At 62.5% G+C, this 22,203-nt stretch carries 19 protein-coding genes; 10 read left to right on the forward strand and 9 right to left on the reverse strand.

Features of this window, described 5'->3' with window-relative positions; genetic code table 11:
• Positions 1-8: 8 nt before the first annotated feature.
• Positions 9-677, forward strand: coding sequence for a type III pantothenate kinase (locus KUL97_RS06850; RefSeq protein WP_254896291.1), 669 nt, complete (start codon positions 9-11; stop codon positions 675-677).
• Between the two features lie 2 nt (positions 678-679).
• On the opposite strand, the gene bcp is transcribed toward KUL97_RS06850, so the two are convergent.
• Positions 680-1,147: a thioredoxin-dependent thiol peroxidase gene (bcp, locus tag KUL97_RS06855; protein ID WP_217796234.1), complete on the reverse strand. Its 468-nt coding sequence runs from the start codon at positions 1,145-1,147 to the stop codon at positions 680-682.
• Between the two features lie 40 nt (positions 1,148-1,187).
• Between bcp and KUL97_RS06860 the strand changes: the two genes are divergently transcribed.
• From KUL97_RS06860 to KUL97_RS06875, 4 genes are all read left to right on the forward strand, one after another.
• A complete protein-coding gene (locus tag KUL97_RS06860) occupies positions 1,188-1,817 on the forward strand; it encodes a 4'-phosphopantetheinyl transferase superfamily protein (protein ID WP_217796235.1) in 630 nt (209 codons plus the stop codon).
• 34 nt (positions 1,818-1,851) lie between these two features.
• Positions 1,852-2,364: a hypothetical protein gene (locus KUL97_RS06865; protein ID WP_254896292.1), complete on the forward strand. Its 513-nt coding sequence runs from the start codon at positions 1,852-1,854 to the stop codon at positions 2,362-2,364.
• Positions 2,365-2,480: 116 nt separating this feature from the next.
• The gene (locus KUL97_RS06870; RefSeq protein WP_217796236.1) at positions 2,481-3,161 is read left to right on the forward strand and encodes an alpha/beta hydrolase; all 681 of its coding nucleotides are present in this window, start codon (positions 2,481-2,483) and stop codon (positions 3,159-3,161) included.
• 161 nt (positions 3,162-3,322) lie between these two features.
• Positions 3,323-3,931: an alpha/beta hydrolase gene (locus KUL97_RS06875; RefSeq protein ID WP_217796237.1), complete on the forward strand. Its 609-nt coding sequence runs from the start codon at positions 3,323-3,325 to the stop codon at positions 3,929-3,931.
• Between the two features lie 2 nt (positions 3,932-3,933).
• Here the strand turns inward: KUL97_RS06875 and KUL97_RS06880 are convergent, their stop codons facing one another.
• On the reverse strand, positions 3,934-6,129 hold the full coding sequence (locus KUL97_RS06880; protein ID WP_368656113.1) for an AAA family ATPase: 2,196 nt from the start codon (positions 6,127-6,129) through the stop codon (positions 3,934-3,936).
• Between the two features lie 172 nt (positions 6,130-6,301).
• On the opposite strand from KUL97_RS06880, the gene KUL97_RS06885 reads away from it, so the two are divergent.
• From KUL97_RS06885 to KUL97_RS06905, 5 genes are all read left to right on the forward strand, one after another.
• The gene (locus tag KUL97_RS06885) at positions 6,302-7,357 is read left to right on the forward strand and encodes an efflux RND transporter periplasmic adaptor subunit (RefSeq protein ID WP_217796239.1); all 1,056 of its coding nucleotides are present in this window, start codon (positions 6,302-6,304) and stop codon (positions 7,355-7,357) included.
• An 8-nt stretch (positions 7,358-7,365) separates the two neighbouring features.
• Entirely contained in the window at positions 7,366-10,629 is a 3,264-nt protein-coding gene (locus KUL97_RS06890; protein WP_217796240.1) for an efflux RND transporter permease subunit, read from the forward strand.
• Positions 10,630-10,743: 114 nt separating this feature from the next.
• Complete coding sequence (locus tag KUL97_RS06895) at positions 10,744-11,736, forward strand: efflux RND transporter periplasmic adaptor subunit (protein WP_368656114.1); 993 nt, start codon at positions 10,744-10,746, stop codon at positions 11,734-11,736.
• Positions 11,737-11,745: 9 nt separating this feature from the next.
• A complete protein-coding gene (locus KUL97_RS06900) occupies positions 11,746-15,159 on the forward strand; it encodes an efflux RND transporter permease subunit (protein WP_217796241.1) in 3,414 nt (1,137 codons plus the stop codon).
• Positions 15,159-15,440 carry a hypothetical protein gene (locus KUL97_RS06905; RefSeq protein WP_254896294.1) on the forward strand — a complete coding sequence of 94 codons (282 nt, stop codon included), beginning with the start codon at positions 15,159-15,161 and terminating at the stop codon, positions 15,438-15,440. Before KUL97_RS06900 ends, KUL97_RS06905 begins: the two co-directional genes overlap by 1 nt.
• Before the next feature lie 7 nt (positions 15,441-15,447).
• Here KUL97_RS06905 and KUL97_RS06910 read toward each other — a convergent pair whose 3' ends face one another.
• The 7 genes from KUL97_RS06910 to KUL97_RS06940 form a co-directional block, all read right to left on the reverse strand.
• Positions 15,448-17,088 (reverse strand): alpha-D-glucose phosphate-specific phosphoglucomutase, encoded by a 1,641-nt coding sequence (locus tag KUL97_RS06910; RefSeq protein ID WP_217796242.1) that lies wholly within the window; start codon positions 17,086-17,088, stop codon positions 15,448-15,450.
• 67 nt (positions 17,089-17,155) lie between these two features.
• Positions 17,156-17,602 carry a hypothetical protein gene (locus KUL97_RS06915; RefSeq protein ID WP_254896295.1) on the reverse strand — a complete coding sequence of 149 codons (447 nt, stop codon included), beginning with the start codon at positions 17,600-17,602 and terminating at the stop codon, positions 17,156-17,158.
• 224 nt (positions 17,603-17,826) lie between these two features.
• Complete coding sequence (locus KUL97_RS06920) at positions 17,827-19,239, reverse strand: phosphatidylserine/phosphatidylglycerophosphate/cardiolipin synthase family protein (RefSeq protein ID WP_217796243.1); 1,413 nt, start codon at positions 19,237-19,239, stop codon at positions 17,827-17,829.
• Between the two features lie 47 nt (positions 19,240-19,286).
• Positions 19,287-19,460: a hypothetical protein gene (locus KUL97_RS06925; protein ID WP_217796244.1), complete on the reverse strand. Its 174-nt coding sequence runs from the start codon at positions 19,458-19,460 to the stop codon at positions 19,287-19,289.
• A 10-nt stretch (positions 19,461-19,470) separates the two neighbouring features.
• The gene (locus KUL97_RS06930; RefSeq protein WP_217796245.1) at positions 19,471-20,517 is read right to left on the reverse strand and encodes a DUF4912 domain-containing protein; all 1,047 of its coding nucleotides are present in this window, start codon (positions 20,515-20,517) and stop codon (positions 19,471-19,473) included.
• A 162-nt stretch (positions 20,518-20,679) separates the two neighbouring features.
• Positions 20,680-21,438, reverse strand: a complete 759-nt coding sequence (locus KUL97_RS06935) for a phycobilisome rod-core linker polypeptide (protein ID WP_217796246.1) — start codon at positions 21,436-21,438, stop codon at positions 20,680-20,682.
• 105 nt (positions 21,439-21,543) lie between these two features.
• Positions 21,544-22,158, reverse strand: a complete 615-nt coding sequence (locus KUL97_RS06940; protein WP_217796247.1) for a phycobiliprotein lyase — start codon at positions 22,156-22,158, stop codon at positions 21,544-21,546.
• Between the last annotated feature and the right edge of the window lie 45 nt (positions 22,159-22,203).

The raw sequence follows: 22,203 nt of genomic DNA on the forward strand, positions 1-22,203 counted from the left end.
GGCGGTTGTTGCTGATCGGCAACAGCCGCTGGCATTGGGCCGAGCGCAGCGGCCAGGGGCTGCAGTGTTGGCATGGCCCGGCCGGAGAGGTGGTGGAATCACCCGACCTTGAGGCCTGGGCGGCCGTGGGATCCGTGCCCCGCGGTGGGGCTGTCGCCTCAGCCCCCAGGGTTGGTTTGGTGGATGTGCCGTTGCAGGGTTTGCCCCCCTGGCTAGGAATCGATCGCGCGCTGGTGGCTTGGGGGGCGTGGCGGCAGCAGCGTCAGGCCGTGCTGGTGGCCGATGCCGGCACCGCGTTGAGCCTCACGCGGGTGGATCCGGAGGGTTGTTTTGCCGGTGGCTTGATCAGTGCTGGGGTGGCATTGCAGCTCAGAGCATTAGCCGCTGCCACAGCCCAGCTGCCCGCTGTGAGCAGCGTTGGGGGTGATCCCGCGCAGGCGGAATCGGCCTGGCCTTCCGCCACGGCCGCTGCCATGGATGAAGGCTGCCGCCGCGCCGTGGCGGCAGCGATTGCTGTTGCCGCGGCTTCCGCCGAGGGCGCACAGCTGTGGCTCACAGGCGGTGATGCAGAGCGGCTGCTGCCGCTCCTGCAAGAGCAGCACCTCAACCCAGTGCACGCGCCGAATCTGGCCTTGGAGGCGATGGCCGCGCTGCCGCTGCTGGGTGGGTGTCGCTGAGCTCAGGCCAGGCCCAGATCACGCAAGATGTCGTCGGCCATGGTTTCGGCTTTCACCTTGGTGTAGGCCTTCTCGATCTTGCCGTCTGCATCCACCACAAAGGTGTGGCGCATCATGCCCATGTATTCACGGCCCATGAATTTCTTGAGGCCATAGCTGCCGAAGCTCTCCGCCACCGGGCAGGGCTCGGCGTCGGTGAGCAGGGTGAAGGGCAGTTCGTATTTGGTGATGAATTTGTTGTGGCTGGCTGCACCGTCTTTGCTGATGCCGAGCACGGCAATGTTGTGCTGCTCAAAGGCTGACCACTGATCGCGAAAGTTGCAGGCCTCTTTGGTGCAGCCCGGGGTGTCGTCCTTGGGATAGAAGTAGATCACCACGCGCTGGCCCTTGAAGCTGGCCAGGCTCACCGGCTCGCCGTTCTGGTTGGGGAGGGTGAACTCAGGGGCGGCATCACCGATCTGCAGAGCCATGGCCGGGCTTGAACACAATGGCGGGAGCCTAAGGGGCGCGTTGAGCGCAGCGCCGCGGGTGTGGCTGCAGCCGCTGGCGCTGGATGAGGCGGGGCCCTGGGCGATCAGCGCGGTGGAACAGGCTTGGAGTGCCGTGCTGCCACCGGCGGTGCAGCAGCGCTACCGCGCCAGCCGCCATCACCTGCGCGTTCGCCTGGCCGAGCTGCTGCAGCTGCGGCCTGAGGCGGTGCCGCTGCACAGTCCCCCAGGGCAGGCCCCAACTCTCGAGCAGGGGTTGGGTTGCGTGAGCCTGAGCCATAGCCGGGATCAGCTGCTCTTGGCCTGGTCGCACTGGCCCATTGGTGTGGATCTGGAGTGGCAGCAGCGGCGGATTCAGGCGGAGCTGCTGGCGCGTCGGTTTTTCCCGTCGCAGGAGTGGTTGCAGCTGCAACGTCTCGCTCCGCCGCAGCGAGCGGCCCAGGTGCTCGAGAGTTGGGTGCGCAAGGAGGCCGCCATCAAATGGCAACGCAGCAGCCTGGCCTCGGACCTGCGCCATTGGCGATGGTGCGCTGATCGCCAGCGCCTGGAGCATCTGCTTGAGGGTTGGCAACCGCGCAGCGTGTGTGAGCGTCGTAACGGCTGGTTGTGCGCTGTGGTGGGGGAGGCAGCTGAACAGGCGATCTGGGGTTAACGTCCGGCCGTTCCCAGGTCTGAGCAGGCCCCCCATGCCCATGGCCCTGCGCTGCAGCGTGCTAGCTCTGCTGAGCCTGTTGGGGGTGGCCGGGCTGGCCCAATGGCGCCTGTTGCCGCCTCTGGCCATGCGCACCGGTGCATCCACCGATCGGGTGTTGGCGGATCTGGCTGCCCAGGAGGCCCTGCAGGATGGCCGCGCCAGAGCCACGGAGGCGTTGGGGCAGTTTGTGGGCGGCCAGATCACCCGCTACTTCTGGGGCAGTTTCACCGGCTATCTCGACGTGCTGGGCCTGGAGACCCCGGAAGGCATGGAGGCGCGCATCCGCGAAGCCCCCGACCAGGTGCAGCTGATGTTGATTCCCAGAGGTGGCGACGAGCGCTACGTGGCTCAGGTGCAGGCTGAAGACAACGTGCCTCGTGGTGTGGCCTGCAGTGGTCGCGGCGAACCCGCCGCCTTCCGCTACGAGCGCGATGCTCTGCACTGTCCCCCCGGATGGACCGCCCTGGAGCTCCCCGCACGCCGCGGCGCGGGACAGCGCAGTTGAACGGCTGCGTTAGCCAGCTCCCTGTTTTTCGATAACCGATTCTTAAATCAACCCGCAGATGGCCCATGGCGGACGGTCCTCGTCGCCATACCGGGAGAGTCATCCTCTGCACAACCATGCGCAAGGTTCTCCTCCCCTTGGCTGGCGCTGGTGTCCTGCTCGCAGGCCTCTCGGCCCAGGCCATTCCCCAAGGGCCTACCACCATCAATTCCGATCAGGCTGGTGTGCGCTACGGCGCTCCCACCTTCATCCAGCAAGGTCTCCCCACCCAGACCGCTCGCGCTGTCACTCAGGGTTTTGTTCGCTCCAACACCCTGCTGCCCCTGGGCGGCACTGAGGTGATCGACAACCCGGTTCCCAAGGATCTGAAGGATCTTTCGGGCTGGTCACGCGATGAGCTGCAGGCTGGCCTGCAGAAGGAATACGACGTCGACGTGGCTGCCGTGGCCCGTTTCCTCTATTCCGAGAAGGGTGAACAGTTCCTGTCTGAAAGCATTCAGCAGAACAACTACACCCCCTACTACAGCCAGAGCCACAGCCTTCAGGCCGTGCGCAGCGCGATCATTCTCGACTCGGCCGATGGCAAGCTGTCGAGCTACGGCATGATGTCGAATCTGCCCACCGATCAGCGTCTGCAGGGCGCCATGAAGGTGTGCGATGTGAGCGATGCGTCCAATAGCCAGCGGGCGACCTCCCTGCTCAGCTGGTACATGAACACCCCGGCTTGCATTGCGGCCTACACCGCTGAAGCTCCCGAAGCACCCAAGCCTGCTCCCGCGGTGCGCGGTCTTTGGTGATCGGGTCGAAATCAGTTTCGGGTTGATCGGCCTTCCGGCCTCCGCTCCAGGAGCGGAGGCCGGCTTTTTCTGGAAAAAATCTGAAGGCTGATGGCCGGCCTGGATCCAGGCGCCATACCGAGGAGGCCCCATGTGGCAGAGGTGATCTCTGCCTGATTCCAATGTTGAAGGCTCTCCTTCCCTTGGCCGGTGTTGGTGTTGTGCTGGCCGTTGGACCGGCTCAAGCGATTCCGCTCACGGCTCGTACGGTTTGTGTGAATTGTCTTGGGCCTCGTTCCAATACGCTTTCGCCGATTGGCGGAACCCCAAGAATTGACAATCCAGTTCCTAAGAATCTCACGGATCTCTCTGGTTGGAGTGAGCAGCAGCTGGAGGCAGGATTGCAGAAGCAGTACGACGTAGGCGTTGTTGCTGTGGCGAACTTCCTTTACTCCTCCAAGGGTGAGCAGTTTCTTCTGAATAGCATTCAGCAGAAAAACTACACGCCTTATTACAGCCAGCAGAAGAGTCTTCAGGCTGTCCGCAGTGCCATCATTCTTGATTCTGCGGATGGCAAGCTATCCAGCTACGGCATGATGGCGAAGCTGCCCACCGATCAGCGTCTGCAAGGTGCCATGCAGGTGTGTGATGTCAATGACATCAATAACAGCCAGCGCTCCACCTCATTACTGAGTTGGTATATGAATACGCCCGCCTGCATCTCGGCCTACACCGCTCAGCAGGCCGAGGCCCCAGCCAGTCCTGCGCCTGCGGTGCGCGGTCTTTGGTGAGATCAGCAGCTACGGCGAGCGATCAGTCGTTGATGCTGAAGCCGCTGCGGTAAGCGGCATCCCACACGCTGCTGGAGTTCGCGCTCCAGCAGCTTCAATTGGGCAGATTGGAGCAGCTGGCTCAATCGCTGGCGGTAGGTCGCCTGGGCGCCGAGCCAGCGCTCGATCACTCCGGTCGTGAGCTTGAGCTCGAGCGGTTCTTCCCAGCTCTGCCAGCTCACGCTCCAGCCGCGTTGTTCCAGACCTATCTGCAGATCGCCGCGATCCGGTGGTGTGTTGAGCCAGGTTTGCTCCATCGCCAGGAGGGGTTCCAACACGCTGCGCAACTCAGCTGATGCATCCGCGAGGGCGAGCAGGGCTGCGGCGGGTCCGAGAACGGGCTGGCTGAACAGCAGCCGCATCTGGGCCTTCGGCGCGGCGAGTTGGTTGAGTTGGTCGAGAGTGGCGGCGAGTTGGACCCCGCTCTGTTCCCGGAAGGGGTGCCGCGCCGCGATCCACTCAAACGTGGTGCCTGTTTCCAGGGCTCCAGCCAGATCCTGAGTGCTGCAACCGATCACGCGGGGCTGCCGGAGGGCATCAAGCACGCGCAGCTGGCTGTGCAATCGCTCCGCATCGGCGCTTTGGTTGCACTGGATCACGACCCCGCCCTCGGGGGTGTGTTGCAGCGGATCCAGCGCCCAGAGCAAGGAGCGCGCTTCGAGGATCAAGACCCGGTCGTGGCGTTGCCAGTGGGCCTCGTCCCAGAGCTGGCTACGCAGCTGATCAAGCCGTTCCCCCTCGCTGCCCAGCTGGCGTTGTAACCAGCGCTCCAGGGCTGGATCGTCGGGGCTGCTGCTCAGCACCTCACCGAGTTCCGCTTCATGTTCCGCGGCCGCGGCCAGCTGGGCGGCCCGACGTTGCTGCAGTCGTTGACGGCGTTGCCCCTCCCAGCCCAGTGCTCCGGGTTGCCAGAACACCTGTCCCTGCAGGGTTGTGGGTAGATATTGCTGGGCCACCCAGTGTTCGGCGTAGGCATGGGGGTAGCGGTAGCCCACCCCATCGCCGAAGGCCTTCCCATCGCGGTTGGCGTCGCGCAGATGCGCGGGAACCTCCTGGCGGCTGCTGGCCTTCACGCTTTTGAGGGCATCGAAGAAGCCGAGCAGGCTGTTGCTCTTGTCGGCGCCGGCCAGGTAGAGCGCCGCTTGAGCCAAGGGATAGAGCCCCTCCGGTAGCCCCACCCGTTCGAAGGCCGCGGCACAGGCCTCCACCACCACCATCGCCTGGGGGTCGGCAAGGCCGATGTCTTCCCCGGCGGAGATCAGCATGCGGCGGAAGATGAAGCGGGGGTTCTCGCCGGCCTCCACCATGCGTGCCAGCCAGAACAGAGCCGCATCGGGGTCGCTGCCCCGCAGCGACTTGATGAAGGCACTGATGGTGTCGAAGTGGGCGTCGCCCTGTTTGTCATAAAGAACCGCCCGCTGCTGGATCGATTCTTCGGCAATCGCCAGATCGATCTGGATCACGCAACTCGCGTCAGGCTCGGTGGTCTCCACCGCCAGCTCCAGCGCATTGAGCAGGCTGCGGGCATCACCGCCGGCCACGTCCACGAGATGGTTGGCGGCCTGATGGCTGATCACAACCTGCCGGTTGCCATAGCCGCGCTCCGGATCGCGCAGGGCCCTCTCCAGCAATTGATGCAGGTGCCGCGGCTCCAGTGGCTGCAGTCGGAACAGGCGTGAGCGGCTCACCAGAGCCTTGTTCACTTCAAAAAATGGGTTTTCGGTGGTGGCGCCGATCAGGGTCACGGTGCCGTTCTCCACCCAGGGCAGCAGCGCATCCTGCTGGGCGCTGTTGAAACGGTGCACTTCATCGATGAAGAGCAGGCTGCGCAGCCCGTGCTGCTCCAGGCGTCGGCGCGCTTCATCCACCTCCGCTCGCAGGTCTTTCACCCCGGCAAGCACAGCGTTGAGGCTGCTGAAGTGGGCGCGGGTGGTGGTGGCGATGATCTTCGCCAGCGTGGTCTTGCCCACACCAGGCGGCCCATAGAGGATCAGGTTGCCGACACGATCAGCCGTGATGGCTCGCCGCAACAGACGTCCTGGTCCGAGGATGTCCTCCTGGCCCTGAAAGTCGTCGAGGCTGCGAGGGCGGAGCCGATCAGCCAGGGGAGCCAGGTTCTGGCGCAGCTGCTCGCCGCGGTGGCTGAACAGATCGCTCACGCCTTGTGTGGTGCTGCTGGCATCATCCAACGGCAGCGACCTAGGAAATGCCGCAAAACCGGCTAACTTGCGCAGCACTGACTGACATGTTGTGCGGCGCGGCCTTCTCGCTCTCCCCCTGCCTGTCTTGCTCCTCGCCGCCTGCGGTAGCAAGCCACCAGCCCCCAAGCTGATGTCGGTCCAGGTGGCCACCATCGCCGAGGGTGACTTCAGCCCCTCGATCGATGTGGTGAGTGAGCTGAGCTCCACCGCTGATGTGGCGCTACGGCCCGAAACCGATGGACGTGTTGTAAAAATTCTTGCGACCCAGGGTCAGCGGGTCAAGGCTGGTGATCCGATTCTTGTTCTTGACAACGTTCAGCAGACCGCAGCCCTTGATGCCAGCAAAGCCGAGGCCCGTAAGGATTTCCTCAATGCTGAACGTTATGTTTTTCTCAATCAGCAGGGAGCCGTCTCCACGCGAGATCGTGACTATTACGTTACCAAGGCGATTCAAAGCCGCGATCAGGTGAAGGCCAACGCTGCAACCTTGGGCTACAAATATGTCACAGCACCCATTGACGGTGTGATCGGCGATCTTGACCGCGTGAAATTGGGAGATTATGTGCGTCAGGGTCAAGCTATCACCGGAATTGTGGATAATTCCACCCTGTGGACTCTCATGGATGTGCCTGCCACGCAGGTTTCAAAAGTGGCTCTGGGTCAAACAGTGCAGCTGACAACCCAGTCCAACCCCCCGGTGAAAGGTCAGGGAAAGGTCGTCTTCATCTCCCCTTACTTCGGGTTCAGTGGCACTGACAAATCGCCCAATACGGTGCTGGTCAAAGCCACATTCCCGAATCTCACCGGACGGTTGAAAACAGGGCAGTATGTGAAAAACAAAATCATCACGGGGTCCACCCGCGAGCTCTCAGTTCCGGTAACGGCTGTGCTCATGCAAGCGCAGCAGCCGTTTGTTTACCGCCTGGTGACGCTCTCTCAGGCTCTGCCGAAGATCAAGGCTTCTACCCAGATCCCCGATGCGCAGAAGCAGAAGCTTGAAAAATTGCCACCAACCACTCCAATCGTTGTGCAGACGCCAGTCAAGCTGGGGCCCTTGCAGGGCAACAACTACCCAGTCCTCTCTGGGTTGAGCAGCGGTGATCGTGTGGTGACCAGTAACACGGCCCTGCTGCGAACAGGGATTCCAGTGAAGCCCGTGTCGTCGCCTAGCGCTGCAGCGAACTGAGGTCAGCCATGTCGTTCTCCGATAATTTCATCAAGCGGCCTGTTCTGACCACCGTTTGCAGCATTTTGATTGTGTTGGTGGGGGTGATTGCGATCCCCACCTTGCCGATTGCCAACCTCCCCAATATTGCGCCACCGCTGATCCAGGTCACCGCCAATTACAGCGGTGCCAATTCATTGGTGACGGAGCAGGCGGTGACCAACCCCTTGGAACAACAGATTAATGGTGTTCCGGGAGCTGCGTATATCTCCTCCACAAGCAATATGGAGGGCCAGAGCATTATTCAGGTCTATTTTGATGAGACAACGGATATTGATATTGACCAGGTTAATGTTCAGAACAGGGTTTCGTTAGCTATGCCGCAGCTGCCTTCTCAGGTAGCTGCAACCGGTGTGTCTGTCCAGCAGAGCACCCCTTCCATTCTTCTTGCGTATCAGGTCTCGTCGAGTGACGGCCAGTTTGATGCGGCTTACCTGAATGGCCTGGTTTATGAGCAGCTCTATTACCCCTTAGAGCGTGTTCCTGGTGTAGCGAATGTGAATATTCTTGGGGGCACCAACCCTGCCTATTGGCTCAACGTCGATCCGGTCAAGCTTGCTTCCAACAAGATCACGGCGACGGATGTGATCAATGCGGTGAAGTCCCAGAACAGCACGGCCATCGGTGGTCTTGTCGGCGGGCCACCTGCTGCGGGCGATCAACTGTATACCTATCCGCTGCTGGTTGAAGATAATGGTAACTTGATGTCTATTGAGGCATTTAATAAGTTGATTGTTGGCAGGAGTCCTGCTGGCAATGTTCTTCTGCTCGAAGACGTAGGCAGTGTGTCCTACGGGTTCAATAATTACACCACCTCTGCGGTTAACACTGAAAACCACCCCGCGATCACGGTTGCGGTTTTCCAGACTCCAGACAGCAACGCTCTCGATGTTGCTGATGCTGTTGTTCAGGAGATGACCTCCTTCGCGGCTCAGGTCCCACCCGGTGTCACTGTCACTCAGGTCTACAACATTGGCCAGTTCATTGAGTCTTCTGTTGAGGGCGTGGTTGATGCCCTTGGGCTTGCCATTGTTTTGGTGCTGCTGATTCTGTTCCTGTTCCTTCAGAACTGGCGCGCCACGGTTGTGCCGAGTTTGGCGATTCCCATTTCATTGGTGGGTACATTTGCCTTTATCAAGGTGTTTGGTTTCTCCATTAACCAACTCACCTTGTTGGGTTTGGTGCTGGCGACCGGCCTTGTGGTGGACGACGCGATTGTTGTGATTGAAGCTGTTTCCAAAAATATTGAAGCTGGCATGAAGCCTCGGCAGGCTGCTTTGGCCTGTATGGGTGAGCTGTTTGGTGCGCTGGTGGCGACAGCCTTGGTGTTGATGGCTGTGTTTGTGCCTGTGGCTTTCTATCCAGGAAGTATCGGCATCATTTATCAGCAGTTTGCTCTCACGATTGCGTTTTCGATTGCTATCTCAGCTTTCAATGCGCTCACCTTCTCTCCAATGCTGTCTGGCCTAATTCTGCGTAGCGGCACTCCCCCCGAGCCTCGTGGTTGGGGGTGGCCAGTGGCTGGTGTGATTGTGGGTCTTGCTTTTGGGCGCTTTAGCTCGGCTGCTTTCGGCAATTGGACCTATGTGCTTGGGGTGGTTGTTGGTGGTTTGGCCGGCGCCAATTTGCCTCTGATCTTTAAGCGGTTCAACGCCTTTTTTGAGCGTTTGCAAGCGGGCTACGCCAAGCTTGTTCAGGCCCTCATCAGCCGCCGCCGCATGGTGATGGCTGGCCTGGGTGGTGGCATCGTGCTCACAGCATTGGCTTTCACGGCCCTGCCCCAGGCCTTCATTCCTGATGAAGATCAGGGTTACATCCTGGGGATCTATCAGCTGCAAAACGGTGCATCCTTGAGTCAGACCCAGAAGATGGGCACTCAGATCGCCAGCATTCTCAAGGAAGAGGATGACGTTCTTTCTGCAGCTGTAATTAGTGGCTACGGGTTCAACGGCTCAAGCCCTGACCAAGGCACGATCATGGTGGGCCTCAAACCGCTTGAGGAGCGCTCTGGCCAGAAGAACAGCTCCTTTGCCATCGCGGATCGCCTCAACGCAAAGTTGTCCCAGCTTGATGCTGGTTTGGCCGTGATCGGTCAGCCGCCAGCCGTTCCTGGCTTCTCGGCCCAGGGCGGCTTCTACTTCCAGTTCAATGACCTCAGCGGCAACTATTCCTTCAACCAGCTCAACGACCAGGCCAAGACGTTGATCGGAGCCGGTCAGGCCAGTGGTGAGTTTTCTTCGCTTTACACCCAGTTCATCCCCAGTGCTCCGGCCTTTGATCTCAAAATTGACCGCTCTTTAATGGGCGCGCTCAACGTGGACTATGCCGAGGCGATGAGCACCATCGCTGCTTTGGCTGGCGGCAGCTACACCGGGCTGACGTATGAAAATGGACAGGTGCGCAATGTGTATGTGCAGTCTGTGGATGAGCAGCGAGCTGAGATTGAAGATATCCTTAGCTACTACGTGAAGAGTCGTAGCGGTGATTTGGTGCAGGTGTCTCAATTTGCTGAGGCCAACCTCAACAGCGCTCCTCCAATTATTAGTCACTACAATCTCTACCGCACGATTCTCGTGCAAGGTGCGCAGGCGGTTGGGAAGAGTTCTGGTCAGGCTCTCGATGCCATTCAGAACCTGTTCCAAAAGCAAAACTTCACCAACATCGGCTATGCCTTCACTGGTTTGGCTGCTCTCCAGCTCTCTGCCGGTAGCGCCAGCATCCTGGTATTTGGCCTCGGCATCCTGATCGTATATCTGGTGCTTTCCGCTCAATACGAGAGCTATGTCACCCCTGTGATCATTCTGATGACAGTGCCCCTGGCGATGCTGGGTGCATTGGCCTTCCTTGCCATCCGTTCGATTGATCTCAACATCTACGCCCAGGTTGGCCTGGTGACCCTGATCGGTCTGGCGGCGAAGAACGGCATCCTGATCGTGGAAGTGGCCGAACAGCACCTGGAATCCGGCATGTCGGCGATTGAGGCGGTGATTGCCTCCGCTGAATCCCGCTTGCGTCCGATCCTGATGACGGCGATTGCTGCCCTGGCCGGCTTCCTGCCGCTGGTGGTGGCCAACGGCGCCGGTGCTCAGAGTCAGCAGTCGCTGGGTACGGTGATCTTCGGCGGACTGGTGGTCGCCACCGTGCTCTCGCTGGGCGTGGTGCCTCCCTTCTATGTGGTGATCAAGAAGCTGGAGGAGCGTTGGTTCGGCCCTGAGCAGCCTGAGGAGGCCTGAGCTATCACCAACCTGCATCGCCTCAGCAGTCACCAGCGGCTGCTCACGCTGGGAGCAACGACCGCCCTCCTGGCTGGGTGCAATCTCAGGCCCAAGCCACCGGCTGCTGTGCCGGTGAAGTTGGCACTGGTCCAGGAGGCGCGCTTCAGCGATGCCATCGACACCGTGAGCACCCTGGAGGCCAACGAGCTGGTGCAGTTGGCTGCCCAGGCGTCGGGCCGGATCCAGCAACTGCCGATCTCCCAGGGCGATGTGGTGAAGGCCAATCAGCTGTTGCTGGTGCTTGATCAGGCCCAGATTCGGGCTGAATTGGCAGATCTTCAGGCCCAGGAGCAGAAGGCGAAGCTCACCTGGGAGCGCTATGAGTTTTTGGTTCCCCAGGGTGCGGCCACTGCGCAGCAGCGTGATGAGTTCAAGGCGCAATACATCGCTGCGAAGCAGGCTGTGATTGCCCAGCAGGCCGATCTGGCCTACAGCAATCTGCGCTCTCCCCTGCCCGGCATCGTGGCTGATGTGCAGGTGAAGATTGGCGATGTGCTGCGGGCCGGTGATCCCTTCACCAAGCTGATCAAGAACAACACGCTCATGGCCCGGGTGGAAGTTCCTTCCACCTATGCCGATCGCATTCGCGTGGGCTTGCCGGTGGCGCTGAGCATGCCCGGCACCAATCGGCTGCTGGCGGAGAGCCGCGTGAGTTCCGTGGATCCCACGGTCACCGCTGGTAATCAGGCGCTGTTGGTGAAGGCCGTGTTCCAGAACCCTCAAGGCGCGCTGCGCAATGGCCAGCGGTTGCGCACTCGGCTGGTGCTCGATAGCCGTGAGCAGCCTGCTGTGCCGTTTGCCGCTGTCACGCAAACGTCCGGGCAGAGCTTCGTGTGGCGGGTGGGCAGCCTCAAGGAGCTGGAGGCCCAGCCTGGTCGCGCCCCGCTGGAGAAGTTGCGGCGCTTGCCAGCGGGCACCCGCTTCGCCCTGCAAACCCCCGTGAAGTTGGGTTCCATTCAAGACAACCGCTACCCCGTGCTTTCCGGTGTGGACGCGGGCCAGAGGGTGATCACGACCAATCTGCTCAAGCTCAGACACGGCATGCCTGTTCAGGTCGTCGACTGAGGCCGCGCCATGTCTGCATCCAATCAATTCATCACCAGGCCGGTTCTCACCACGGTCTGCAGCTTGCTGATCGTGATCGCTGGCCTGATCGCCATCCCGATCCTGCCGATCGAGAACCTGCCGGATATTGCGCCTCCCACCGTGAAGGTGCGCGCCACTTACACCGGCGCTGATGCCGTGTCGGTGGAGCAGGGGGTCACCTCCGTGCTCGAGCAGCAGATCAACGGTGTGGAGAACATGGATGTGATCACATCCACCAGCTCCGCCGATGGGGTGAGTGCCATCAGCGTGGCCTTCAACAGCGGCACCGATGCGGATATCAATCAGGTGAATGTGCAGAACCGGGTTGCTCTGGCGGAGCCGCAGCTGCCGGAGGAGGTGCGGAAGGCCGGCGTATCGGTGAACAAGGCTTCCAACTCGATTCTGCTCGTTTACAACTTCGGCAGCGAGAACCCAGATCAGATCGCCTACAGCGCCGAAACGATCAGCGGCCTGCTGGATCTCAATCTCACCGATGCGATCAAGCGGGTGAAGGGGGTTGGCGATCTCACCTATTTCGGTAACCGCAAGCTGGCCTTCCGCCTCTGGCTCGACCCGGAGAAGCTCACGGCCTACGGCCTCAGTTCAACGGATGTGGTGTCGCAGCTCACAAGCCAAAACCGATTAGTGCCTGCGGGTCAGGTGGGCGGTGAGCCCTCGCCGCAAGGGCAGGAGTTCACCTTCACGGTGCAGCTGCAGGGGCGCTTGCGCAGTGTGGAGGAGTTTGAGGATCTGATCGTCCGCACCGGCGACGACGGCGGCCTGGTGCGCCTTCGTGATGTGGGCCGTGTGGAGCTGGGTGGTGAAACCTATGCCGTGAGTGCTACGGACATGCAGGGGGTTCCGTCTGTGGGCCTGGCGGTGTATCAGCTCAGCGGCAGCAATGCGCTTGAGGTGTCGGCCGGTGTGAAGCAGGTGCTCGACGACTTCGCGGCCCGCATGCCGGTGGGTATGAAGATGGAGAAGATCTACGACAACACCGATTTCATCTCGGCCTCGATTCAGGGCGTGGTGAATTCCCTGCGTGATGCCGTGGTGCTGGTGGTGTTGATCCTGTTTCTGTTTCTGCAGAACTGGAAGGCCACGCTCGTGCCAGGTATCGCCATCCCGGTGGCACTGGTGGGCACCTTCGCCCTGGTGCTGGGTTTCGGTTTCTCGCTCAATCAGCTCACCCTGTTCGGTCTGGTGCTGGCCACCGGCCTGGTGGTGGACGATGCGATCACCGTGATTGAGGACACTTCCACCAAGAAGGCGGAGGGCATGACGGCGCTTGAGGCCGCCAAAGCCACCATGGATGAGCTGTTTTCGCCGGTGATTGCCACCTCGCTGGTGAAGTTCGCCGTGTTTCTGCCGGTGCTGTTCTTCCCTGGTGCCACCGGCACGATTTACAAGCAGTTCGCTGCCACGGTGATCTTCTCGATCGCTATCTCCACCTTCAACGCCCTCACCTTTTCACCGATGCTCTCGGCGTTGCTGCTCGGGCGTGAGTCGCCACCACCGGGGCGGCGCGGTTATGCCATCGCCGGCACTGTGATCGGCTTCATCTATGGGTTGTTGGTGGTGGGCAATGGAGCGGCCATGGCCCTGCTGCCCCTCGCAGCCGGCGGAGCGCTCGGCCTGGTGCTCAGCCGGCTGAGCGGGCGCCCCTTCACCCTGCCGCTGGCTGCCGGTGGTGCGGTGAGTGGCCTGGTGCTGGCCGGTGTCAGCAACCCGTTGCCGGTGCTGCTCTACGCGGCGATCGGTGTGGCTCTGGGCTGGAACACCCCACTGATCTTCAGCCGTTTCAACCGCTTCTATGCCGCTGTTGAGGTCCGCTACGCCGCTGGCCTGGCTTGGGCCCTTGAGCGGCGGCGGCAGGTGATGGGAGCTCTGGCTGGTGGGGTGCTGCTCACGGCCATTGCCTTTCAGCTGGTGCCCGGTGGCTTCGTTCCGATCGAAGATCAGGGCTATGCCATCGGTTTCGTGCAGGCGCCCGAAGGTGTGTCCACCCAGGTGACCGAGCGGATCAACAGCCAGGTGGCCGCTGTTCTGCGTAGTGAACCCGATATCACCGCCGCTTCGGTGTTCAGTGGCGCCAGCCTGGATGGCAACAGCCCCAACAAAGGCTTGTTCTTCTTTGGCACGCGCAACTGGTCAGAGCGCACCAAGAGCGACCAGAGCATGGGGGCGATCGTGGAGCGCCTCAATCGCAAACTGGCGGCTGAGGTGGATGGCGCCCGCAGCTTTGTGGTGGAGCCACCGGCGATCCCTGGCTATGGCACGGGCGGTGGCTTTGAGTTTCAGCTGCTGGATCAGAGCGGTGGTGCCTACAGCCTGCCGCAGTTCTATGCCAATGCGCAGCAGATCATCGAGGCTGCCAATAGCGATGCCGATCTGCAACGGGTGTACACCTTGTTTGCACCGGAGTCGCCCCAGATCGCAATCAAGGTGGATCGCGACCGTATGGCGGCGTTGAACGTTGACTTCGGTGCCGCGATGCAGTCGTTCAGCGTGAATTTTGGTGGGCTGTATGTGAACGACACCTTCCAGGAGGGCAAGGTGCGCCGGGTGTATGTGCAGGCCCAGCCGGATAGCCGAGCTACTCCCGAGCAGCTGGCGGCTCTCTACGTGAAGGACCGTACCGGTGAGCAGCAGATCCCCCTGGCTGAATTCTTCACGGTTGAGCAGGTGGTTGGGCCCAGCGTGGTGCCCCACCTCAACCTCTACCGCTCGATCAAGATTGAGGGGACACCGGCCTCCGGCAAGAGCTCGGGTCAGGCGATCAAGGCGATGAAGCGCCTGTTCACAGCTCAGGATGCCCAGGGGCTCGGCTTCGACTGGACCGGGATTTCCCGGGAGGAGGTGAAGGCCGGTGCCCTGGCCGTGGTGATCTTCGCCCTCGGCATTCTGGCGGTGTATCTGGTGCTCTCCGCCCAGTACGAGAGCTATACCGACCCGCTGATCATCCTGATGACGGTGCCCACCGCCATGCTTGGTGCTCTGGTGTTCCTGGCCCTGCGCGGTGAGGTGCTGAACGTCTATGCCCAGGTGGGCCTAGTGATGTTGATCGGTCTGGCCGCGGGTAACGGCATCCTGATTGTGGATCTTGCGAACCAGCGGATGGCCGCTGGTGCTTCGGCCCTGGAGGCGGCCCGCTTCGCCGCCAGTTCCAGGCTGCGGCCGATCTTGATGACGGCGATCTCGTCGCTGTTTGGCTTTCTGCCGCTGGTGTTTGCGAGTGGCGCGGGTGCACGCAGCCAGACCTCGCTGGGCGCTGTGGTGTTCGGCGGTCTGCTGATCGCCACGGTGTTGTCGCTGTTTGTGGTGCCGGTGTTTTATGTGGTGATGAAGAGCCTGCTGGCCAGGTTTGATTCATCCCAGCCCACAGCCACGGGGCTGAACTGATGCCTGATCCTCTGCCCTCGCCGCGTCAGACGGGCCGTTTTGATCCGTTGCGCGTGTTGGCAGCCATGGGCGTGGGCGCAGCCCTGGGTGGAGTGCTGGCCGGCTTGATGCACCGGATCATTCTTCATACGCCGGCCGATGTGCCGGCAACCCGTCTGCGGGCCTTCTACGCCATTCTCGTGGTGAGCGGTGTGCTGGCGGCCTTCGCGATCGAATCGATCCGTCAGCTTCAGGAGGCGAGCCCTGAAGCTGACTATCACCGCCGTCGCCGGATCAGGTGATCGCTGATCAAGTGATCACCGTGGGTCGATCCATCCCCGTGCGGGTCTTGATCTCGGCGAGGTTGTCGATGGCGCTGATCAGATCGCCGAGGGCGGTCTGGGGATCCTGAGCGAGGTTGCCGCTGGGCGGCACATAGCTCTCGAGATACACCCGCAGCGTGGCGCCCTGGGTGCCGGTGCCAGAAAGGCGCAGCACCACGCGGCTGCCATCATCGAGCAGCAGGCGCAGCCCCTGGCCGCTGGTGAGCGAGCCATCCACCGGATCGGTGTAGGCGAAGTCGTCGGCTGTGGCGATGGAGCGGCCTGCGAAGCTCTGGCCCACCAAGCTCGGCTGCATCTCCTTGATGCGGTTGTAGAGGCCGTGGGCGGCATCGCTGGCGATTGCCTCGTAGTCGTGGCGGGAGTAGTAGTGGCGGCCGAAACGGCTCCAGTGCTCCGCCATGATCTGCGCCACCGGCTCGCGGCGCTTGGCCAGGATGTTGAGCCAGAACAGCACCGCCCACAGGCCATCCTTCTCGCGGATGTGGTTACTGCCGGTGCCGAAGCTCTCTTCGCCGCAGAGCGTGATCCGGCCGGCATCGAGCAAGTTGCCGAAGAACTTCCAGCCGGTGGGCGTTTCGAAGCAGGGGATGCCCAGCTCCTTGGCCACCACATCAGCAGCGGCGCTGGTTGGCATCGAGCGGGCCACACCGGAGAGCCCAGCGGCGTAGCCGGGCACCAAGGTGGCGTTGGCGGTGAGCACAGCCAGGCTGTCGCTGGGGTTCACGAAGCAGCGGCTGCCCAGGATCATGTTGCGGTCGCCATCGCCATCGCAGGCGGCGCCGAAGCGGTAGGCGTCGCTGTCCATCAGCAGCTCCGCAAGCTCGTGGGCATAGGTGAGGTTGGGATCGGGGTGGCCCCCGCCGAAATCCTCAAGCGGCACGGCGTTGCGCACGCTGCCAGCCGGTGCCCCAAGCAGGCCCTCCAGCAACCGTTTGGCGTAGGGGCCGGTGACCGCGTGCATCGCGTCAAAGGCGATCGGGAAGTCGCCCTTGAGCAGATCAGCGATCGCATCGAAGTCGAACAGCTTCTGCATCAAGGCGACGTAGTCGTCGACCCCGTCGATCACCTCGAGTTGCAGGTTGCCGATGCTCTGCTGGCCGGGCGTGTCCAGGCTCAGCGCCGTCTCCTCCCAGATGCGATAGCCATCCAGGCTCTGGGTGCAGGCATAGATGGCATCGGTGAGCGATTCCGGCGCCGGCCCGCCGTTGGCGCCATTCACCTTCACGCCGAAGTCGCCCTCGGGGCCGCCGGGGTTGTGGCTGGCCGAGAGGATGATGCCGGCGGTGGCCTGGCTCTGGCGGATCAGATTCGAGGCCGCGGGAGTGGAGAGAATGCCGCCGGTGGTGGTGATGATCCGCGCCACACCATGGGCGGCCGCCATGCGCGCGATCACCCCGATGGCGCGGCGGTTGCCGTAGCGCCCGTCGCCGCCCACCACCAGCGTGCCGCCGGCGATGCCGGGCACCGTGCGCAGGATCGCCTCGATGAAGCTCTCGAGGTAATGGGGCGTTTCAAACTGCCGACTGCTTTTGCGTAGGCCGGAGGTGCCTGGCTTCTGGTCGAGGAAAGGCTGATCGAGCGGGATCTGCTGCACGCCGCTGGTCATCGGGGACTGCCGAGGCGGCACCAAGTTAGTCCGCCTCGATGGTTTCTCTCGCAGCGGAGATCACGCCTCAGCGTTGGCCGCCACCAAAGTTGATCCCACCGCCGCCGGCTGGCTTCGCGGCCGGTGTGTCTGCCGACTCAGGTTTTTCGGAGCTGCGGCACACCAGCAGTAAGCGTTCGGCAGGCTCGCTGATCGCTTGCCGGCGGCTGAAGCTGTTGGTGGAAGCTGGCTGGGCTTTGGCCAGCATCTGCCAGATCAGATCCTTGCAATTGGCCGGAAGCCGCGGGTGATCCATCAGTGGGTCTCCGATCGCGCGGGCTTGCTTGCAGGTTTCGGTGGTGTTCTCCCTGGCACAGGCCAAGGCAGCCAGTTGCACCTCGCGAAGGGTCTCCTGGCTGGGAAATGGCACATAGGGGGCTGCCCGGCCGCTGTGTGGCAGAGCAACGCCAGCCCACACAACCAAGGAGGCCAGTGCCGATGCAGCTGGCGAGGGCCAGCCCCGAAGAGCAGTCATCGCAACCGGAACGATGAGCCCATCATGCAATGGGTTGGATGGCAGCAACAGCTCAACCCAATTCCGTGAGCACCACCAAGACTGGCATCAGCATCAAGGTCACCGCAGCAGCGGCAATCAGCGCAGTGGCTGTGAACATCGCCCCTCCGTTTGCTTGAAATCACCTTAGAAACAAAAAATGGGGTTGCTGTGGCGACGGTCACTGAATGTGTGTGCTGTTTGCCTCACTCCCGCTGCATCCCGCTGCCGCAGCGCCTGCGGTTGTCGTGCAGCTTGCGCTGCAGCTGCGGCGAGATGCCCAGCTCAGCGCCTTTCCAGAGCCGATCGATCTCGCGGGTGAAATGAGCCGCCAGTAGGGGCGAATGGATCAGCAGCAGCACCTCATCGTTTTGATGGGCGGCACTGGGGCTCCAATTGAAGCTCCCTGTGATCACGGTGCGTTCATCCACGATGGCCAGCTTGTGGTGGAGTTTGTCCCCCCGGGTCAGGCGGGGGATGCCCACCCCTTCGGCGGCCTCCTGAAGCGGCCGGTTGCCGGCTTCCAGCTTGCAGTGGCGATCGGCCAAGGCCACGCCGAGTAGATCGAGCACCTCAGAGAAGGAGCGGCTTGCAAAACCGGGATCGGCCAGCAAGCGCAGCTTGACCCCCTTGGCCTGGAGGCTGGCGATCCGATCGGTGAGGGCCTGAGCTGAAAACACGAACAGCGCCAGGTCAAGCCGTTGTTGGGCGGCGGCCAGGGTGCTGCTGATCAGGTTGAGGCCATGGTTCGGATCGCTGCGCGGATGCGGTGCAAAGAGCACATCCACGGGGGTGTCGCCCACCATTGCTCGCATGGCGGGCCCGGATTGTTTGGCGAGCCCGAAGCGGCTGTCGGGCTCCCCGCCCGGGCCATCGCCCCACATGCGGTTGAAGTCGTCCGCGAATCGCTCAGCCAGCGCTGGGCTCTCCAACCTGAGCAGGTGGTTCACGTTGCCGCGAGTGCGTCGATCCGCCGCATCGCCATGCATCCCAGAGGCGGTGAAGTTGGCTGATCCGGTCACCACCAGCCGGCGATCCACCACCACATATTTGCTGTGCATCAAGCCGCTGCCTTTGCTGCCATCGGCGGTGTCGTCGAGCCAGGGCACCCCACCCGCGTTGAGTAGCGCCACGGCATCGCCGGCCTGTTGCTCCTCCAGGCTCACCACGCCGTCGCGGTTGTGATCGGCGAGCTCCATCAAGAGTTGGCGCCGCTGGCGAGCATGGCCATCGAGATCGGCATCGTGTTGCTCGCTCCATGGGGTGCTGTAGGTGTTTTCGAGCACCACCTTCACGGTCACGCCCCGCCGGTATTGGCGCACCAGGGCTTGGGCGATCGAGGGCAGCGAGAGCTCCTGCACCGCCACCAGAATCTCCTGTTCGGCGGCCTCAATCGCCTGGATCACAAACGCTTCCAGGTTGTCGCCGTTGCGTTGCGTTGCGTGGATCGGGCTGCGGTAGTGAACGCCTTCCCGATGGTTGAAGGCCACCTGGATCGCTTTCGGCAGTTGGAGATCAGGGGGCTTGGCTCCCAACACCCGGCCGGCCTGGCTGCCGCAGCCTTGAAGCAAGCCCAGGCAGAGGCCCAGAGCGGCCGCACAACGCCTCCGATGGGTCATGGATTGCCACCTGTCGTTAACAGGAGCATTCCCCGATGGCTGCAGGCTCAGCCGTGTTCCGGTAGTTCAGAGGTGCGCAACATGGCCACAAACCAGAGGCTGCTGATCACCACAGCCGCCAGGACACCCGCGCCGATGCCCACCTTGGCCATCAGCAGCACCACCAGGAGCGGCAGTGCAACCGCACCGGTGATCGGGGTGAGGGCAACGAGGGCTTTCATCGCCAGACCCTTAGAACCATTCGGCCACAGCCTGGTCGCTGGGATTGCTGTTGTCTTCCGGTGTGGTGCGTTCGAAATCGAGCGTGATGTTGCGCTTCTGCTCCCCATCGGCGGCCACGGCCTCGATGGCATACACCTGCTGGCCATCGCGGAAAGGCACCTGCACGCGGAAGGTGCCATCGCTGGAGAGGGGCACCTCTTCTCCGCCGATGCTGAGCTTGGCGGAGGGATCGGTGGCGCCGTAGACGATCAGCTCGGCATCGGCCACGAGCCAGAAGGAGCGCTGCCGTGGCGCCACCACACCGGAGCCAGATTCGCTGCGGCCGCTGGCCCAAAGGCCGGCACCGGAAGGGTTGAGGCCGGCGCCACTGCTTTGGTCGAGTTCGTGGAAGGCTTCCGAGCCCCGGCCGAGGCGGCGGGTGCCCACGGTGGCGGTTTGGTACAGCCGCTCGTGCAGGCCGTTATCGCTGCTGGGAAGGGTTTGCGGTGCGACTGCGGTGGGAGGTGTGTCGAGCGAGAACGGCACAAATTGGTCGAGGATCTGCTCGCTGGGATGCAGGGCCGGCACCCTGGCCACTGAGGAAAAGGCCAGGGAGATCCAGCCACCACCACTGACGCGGTAGCCGAGCTCCACGCGGTAGTCGCGGTCGCTGAGGGGGACCGGCAGGTACCACTCGGTGGCATGGCTATCCACCGGCACCTCCTGGAGGGTGTGGGGGTGGCTGCCGCCGTTGCTCATGCCGGTGACATCGGCCACTCGCAGGCAGAGCTGGCTGGCGCCGGCCTTAAAGGCCTGCTGACGATCGCGTTCACTGATCTCCCAGAACACGTAAGCCCACTGCGGATCGCGGGGTAGAAACACCACGCGTGTGTCATCGGCCTGTTTGGTGGGTGCGTGCTCTCGCTCCAGGCTTGAGAGGTCGGCTTGGCGTTCGCCGATCGCACTCACCAATTCGTCTTTGGTTTTGCGGCTGTAGAGGGTCACACCCAGCTCGCTGGCCACCTGGCGCAGTTGGCGCAAGGTCATCCGGGCAAGCGATGACAGGGTCTGACTCACAGCGCCTCCGGATTGTGTTCGGGATCAGTCTGACCAACTCTCACAGGTCCGCCCTGATCTTTGATCCTGCAGTCAGGATCCCAAGACTGCGCGGTTGGCGGCGGGCACAAAAAAGCGGGGGTTTCCCCCCGCAGCGTGATGGAGCCTGAAGGGCCGCGGATCTCAGCGGCCGAGGCTGCGGTAGGGCACTTTGGCGAGGTAGTCGATGTCGGCACTGCCGGCGGCGCTGGCACCACGCAGAGCAGGCAGGGTGCGAACCCAGGGCATGTAGTCCTGCGGGAAGCCGCCGCGACGCTGCAGGGAGCGTTCGGGCAGTTTGCGGGCGGTGCCGGTGTACACGATCTGGGGGAAGCCCAGGATCCCGCGGTAGTAGGCGTCGTAGCGAGGGCTGGTGATGTTGAAGGGGGTCTCACCCAGATCACGGCTGCCCACCACGCGGTTGCGGTGGTAGGGAACGGTGTCGTAGCCGAAGGCGTTGAGGTACTCCTCGCTGTCGAGGATGTCGTCAACCATGCCCTTCACCCCGCGGGTCATGAGCACCGCAGACCAGGCGATTTCCTCGGACTTGCCGTGGGTCTGGCGGCCCAGCAGCTTTTCCACCAAGTGGCGGGCCACTTTGTAGTTGCTGTTGAGGGTGTAGAAGCTGCGGTTAAAGGTGTCCGACAGGCAAAGGGAGCGAATGAAGTCGCGCACGGTGATCTGACCGTTACGCAGTTGCGACTCCAGGGTGCGGTCGCGGTCGACCTTGAAGGCGTGGAAGAAGATCTGGCGGTAAGCCGCTTCGATCACGAAGTTTTGGTCTTCGCGATCCATGGCCTTGTCCATGGACGCGGCTTTCGGATCCTCATCCGAACCCACGCGAAGAGGGTCCACACGCGAGTTCTGCGTGGTGGGCGCGTACTTCAGGAGAGGAAGGGCCACTCGAACTTCGGCATCCGTCGCTGGTGATCGTAGAAGTGCCGTCACGGCTCCACTGATCCGCCTTCGGCAGGACTCACAGTCCGTAACGTTCGCAACAGCCCGCTCTCACCAGCCCAGGAGCGACAGGGCTGGTTCATTCGCTGCCGCGCTGTCGGCTGATGCCGAGGCCGCGGGCCGCTCCTGCTGGCTGTCGTCGCAGCGCGTTTCGATGCAGAACGAGGCGTTGTTGGAGAGGCCCTCCACCGTGCTGCTGCGCACGCGCACATTCGGGCCCTGAAAGGCAAAGCGCTCCCACACGCTCATCGTTTCGTACTCGGTGCTCAGCAGCAGGCCGTCGTGCTCATCCATGCAGAAGCGGGAGCTGGCCGGTGCTTTTTCGGCGTAGCCGAGATCGCGCAGCAGGATTCCCTCGCGGCCGCGCTCGTCGGTGGGGATCAGGCCGATCACACTTTCGCCGGTGTGGTCTTCACCGGCTTTGTCCCAGGCCATCGAGGCGCTCCAGCGCACCCAGCAGCCGCCTACAAGGCCCGTTGGATCCTGGCCGTGCAGCTGGGCCAGCTCCACGAGGCGTTGATCGTTGGCGGCTAGCTCTTCCACCACGATCAGGGAGCCGCCCGCCTCGGCGCGGCGATGCAGCAGGTGGTGCACGCTGCGCTGGGAGCGCCAGCGGCCGCAGCTCAGCTGAAAAAAGCTGAGGGCGTTCTCAAGGGAGAGGCTCACGGCGGCGCGGCGGGTGCAGCGATGATCGCAAGCCGCCACCGCCGG

Source organism: Synechococcus sp. HK05, assembly GCF_019104765.1.
GTDB lineage: Bacteria > Cyanobacteriota > Cyanobacteriia > PCC-6307 > Cyanobiaceae > Vulcanococcus.

What these genes read in the sequence shown, in the direction of transcription:
- bcp (WP_217796234.1), bottom strand. Translation starts at nt 1,147, where the DNA reads ATGGCTCTGCAGATCGGTGATGCCGCCCCTGAGTTCACCCTCCCCAAC.
- KUL97_RS06865 (WP_254896292.1), top strand. Translation starts at nt 1,852, where the DNA reads ATGCCCATGGCCCTGCGCTGCAGCGTGCTAGCTCTGCTGAGCCTGTTG.
- KUL97_RS06870 (WP_217796236.1), top strand. Translation starts at nt 2,481, where the DNA reads ATGCGCAAGGTTCTCCTCCCCTTGGCTGGCGCTGGTGTCCTGCTCGCA.
- KUL97_RS06875 (WP_217796237.1), top strand. Translation starts at nt 3,323, where the DNA reads ATGTTGAAGGCTCTCCTTCCCTTGGCCGGTGTTGGTGTTGTGCTGGCC.
- KUL97_RS06885 (WP_217796239.1), top strand. Translation starts at nt 6,302, where the DNA reads ATGTCGGTCCAGGTGGCCACCATCGCCGAGGGTGACTTCAGCCCCTCG.
- KUL97_RS06890 (WP_217796240.1), top strand. Translation starts at nt 7,366, where the DNA reads ATGTCGTTCTCCGATAATTTCATCAAGCGGCCTGTTCTGACCACCGTT.
- KUL97_RS06900 (WP_217796241.1), top strand. Translation starts at nt 11,746, where the DNA reads ATGTCTGCATCCAATCAATTCATCACCAGGCCGGTTCTCACCACGGTC.
- KUL97_RS06905 (WP_254896294.1), top strand. Translation starts at nt 15,159, where the DNA reads ATGCCTGATCCTCTGCCCTCGCCGCGTCAGACGGGCCGTTTTGATCCG.
- KUL97_RS06910 (WP_217796242.1), bottom strand. Translation starts at nt 17,088, where the DNA reads ATGACCAGCGGCGTGCAGCAGATCCCGCTCGATCAGCCTTTCCTCGAC.
- KUL97_RS06915 (WP_254896295.1), bottom strand. Translation starts at nt 17,602, where the DNA reads ATGACTGCTCTTCGGGGCTGGCCCTCGCCAGCTGCATCGGCACTGGCC.
- KUL97_RS06920 (WP_217796243.1), bottom strand. Translation starts at nt 19,239, where the DNA reads ATGACCCATCGGAGGCGTTGTGCGGCCGCTCTGGGCCTCTGCCTGGGC.
- KUL97_RS06925 (WP_217796244.1), bottom strand. Translation starts at nt 19,460, where the DNA reads ATGAAAGCCCTCGTTGCCCTCACCCCGATCACCGGTGCGGTTGCACTG.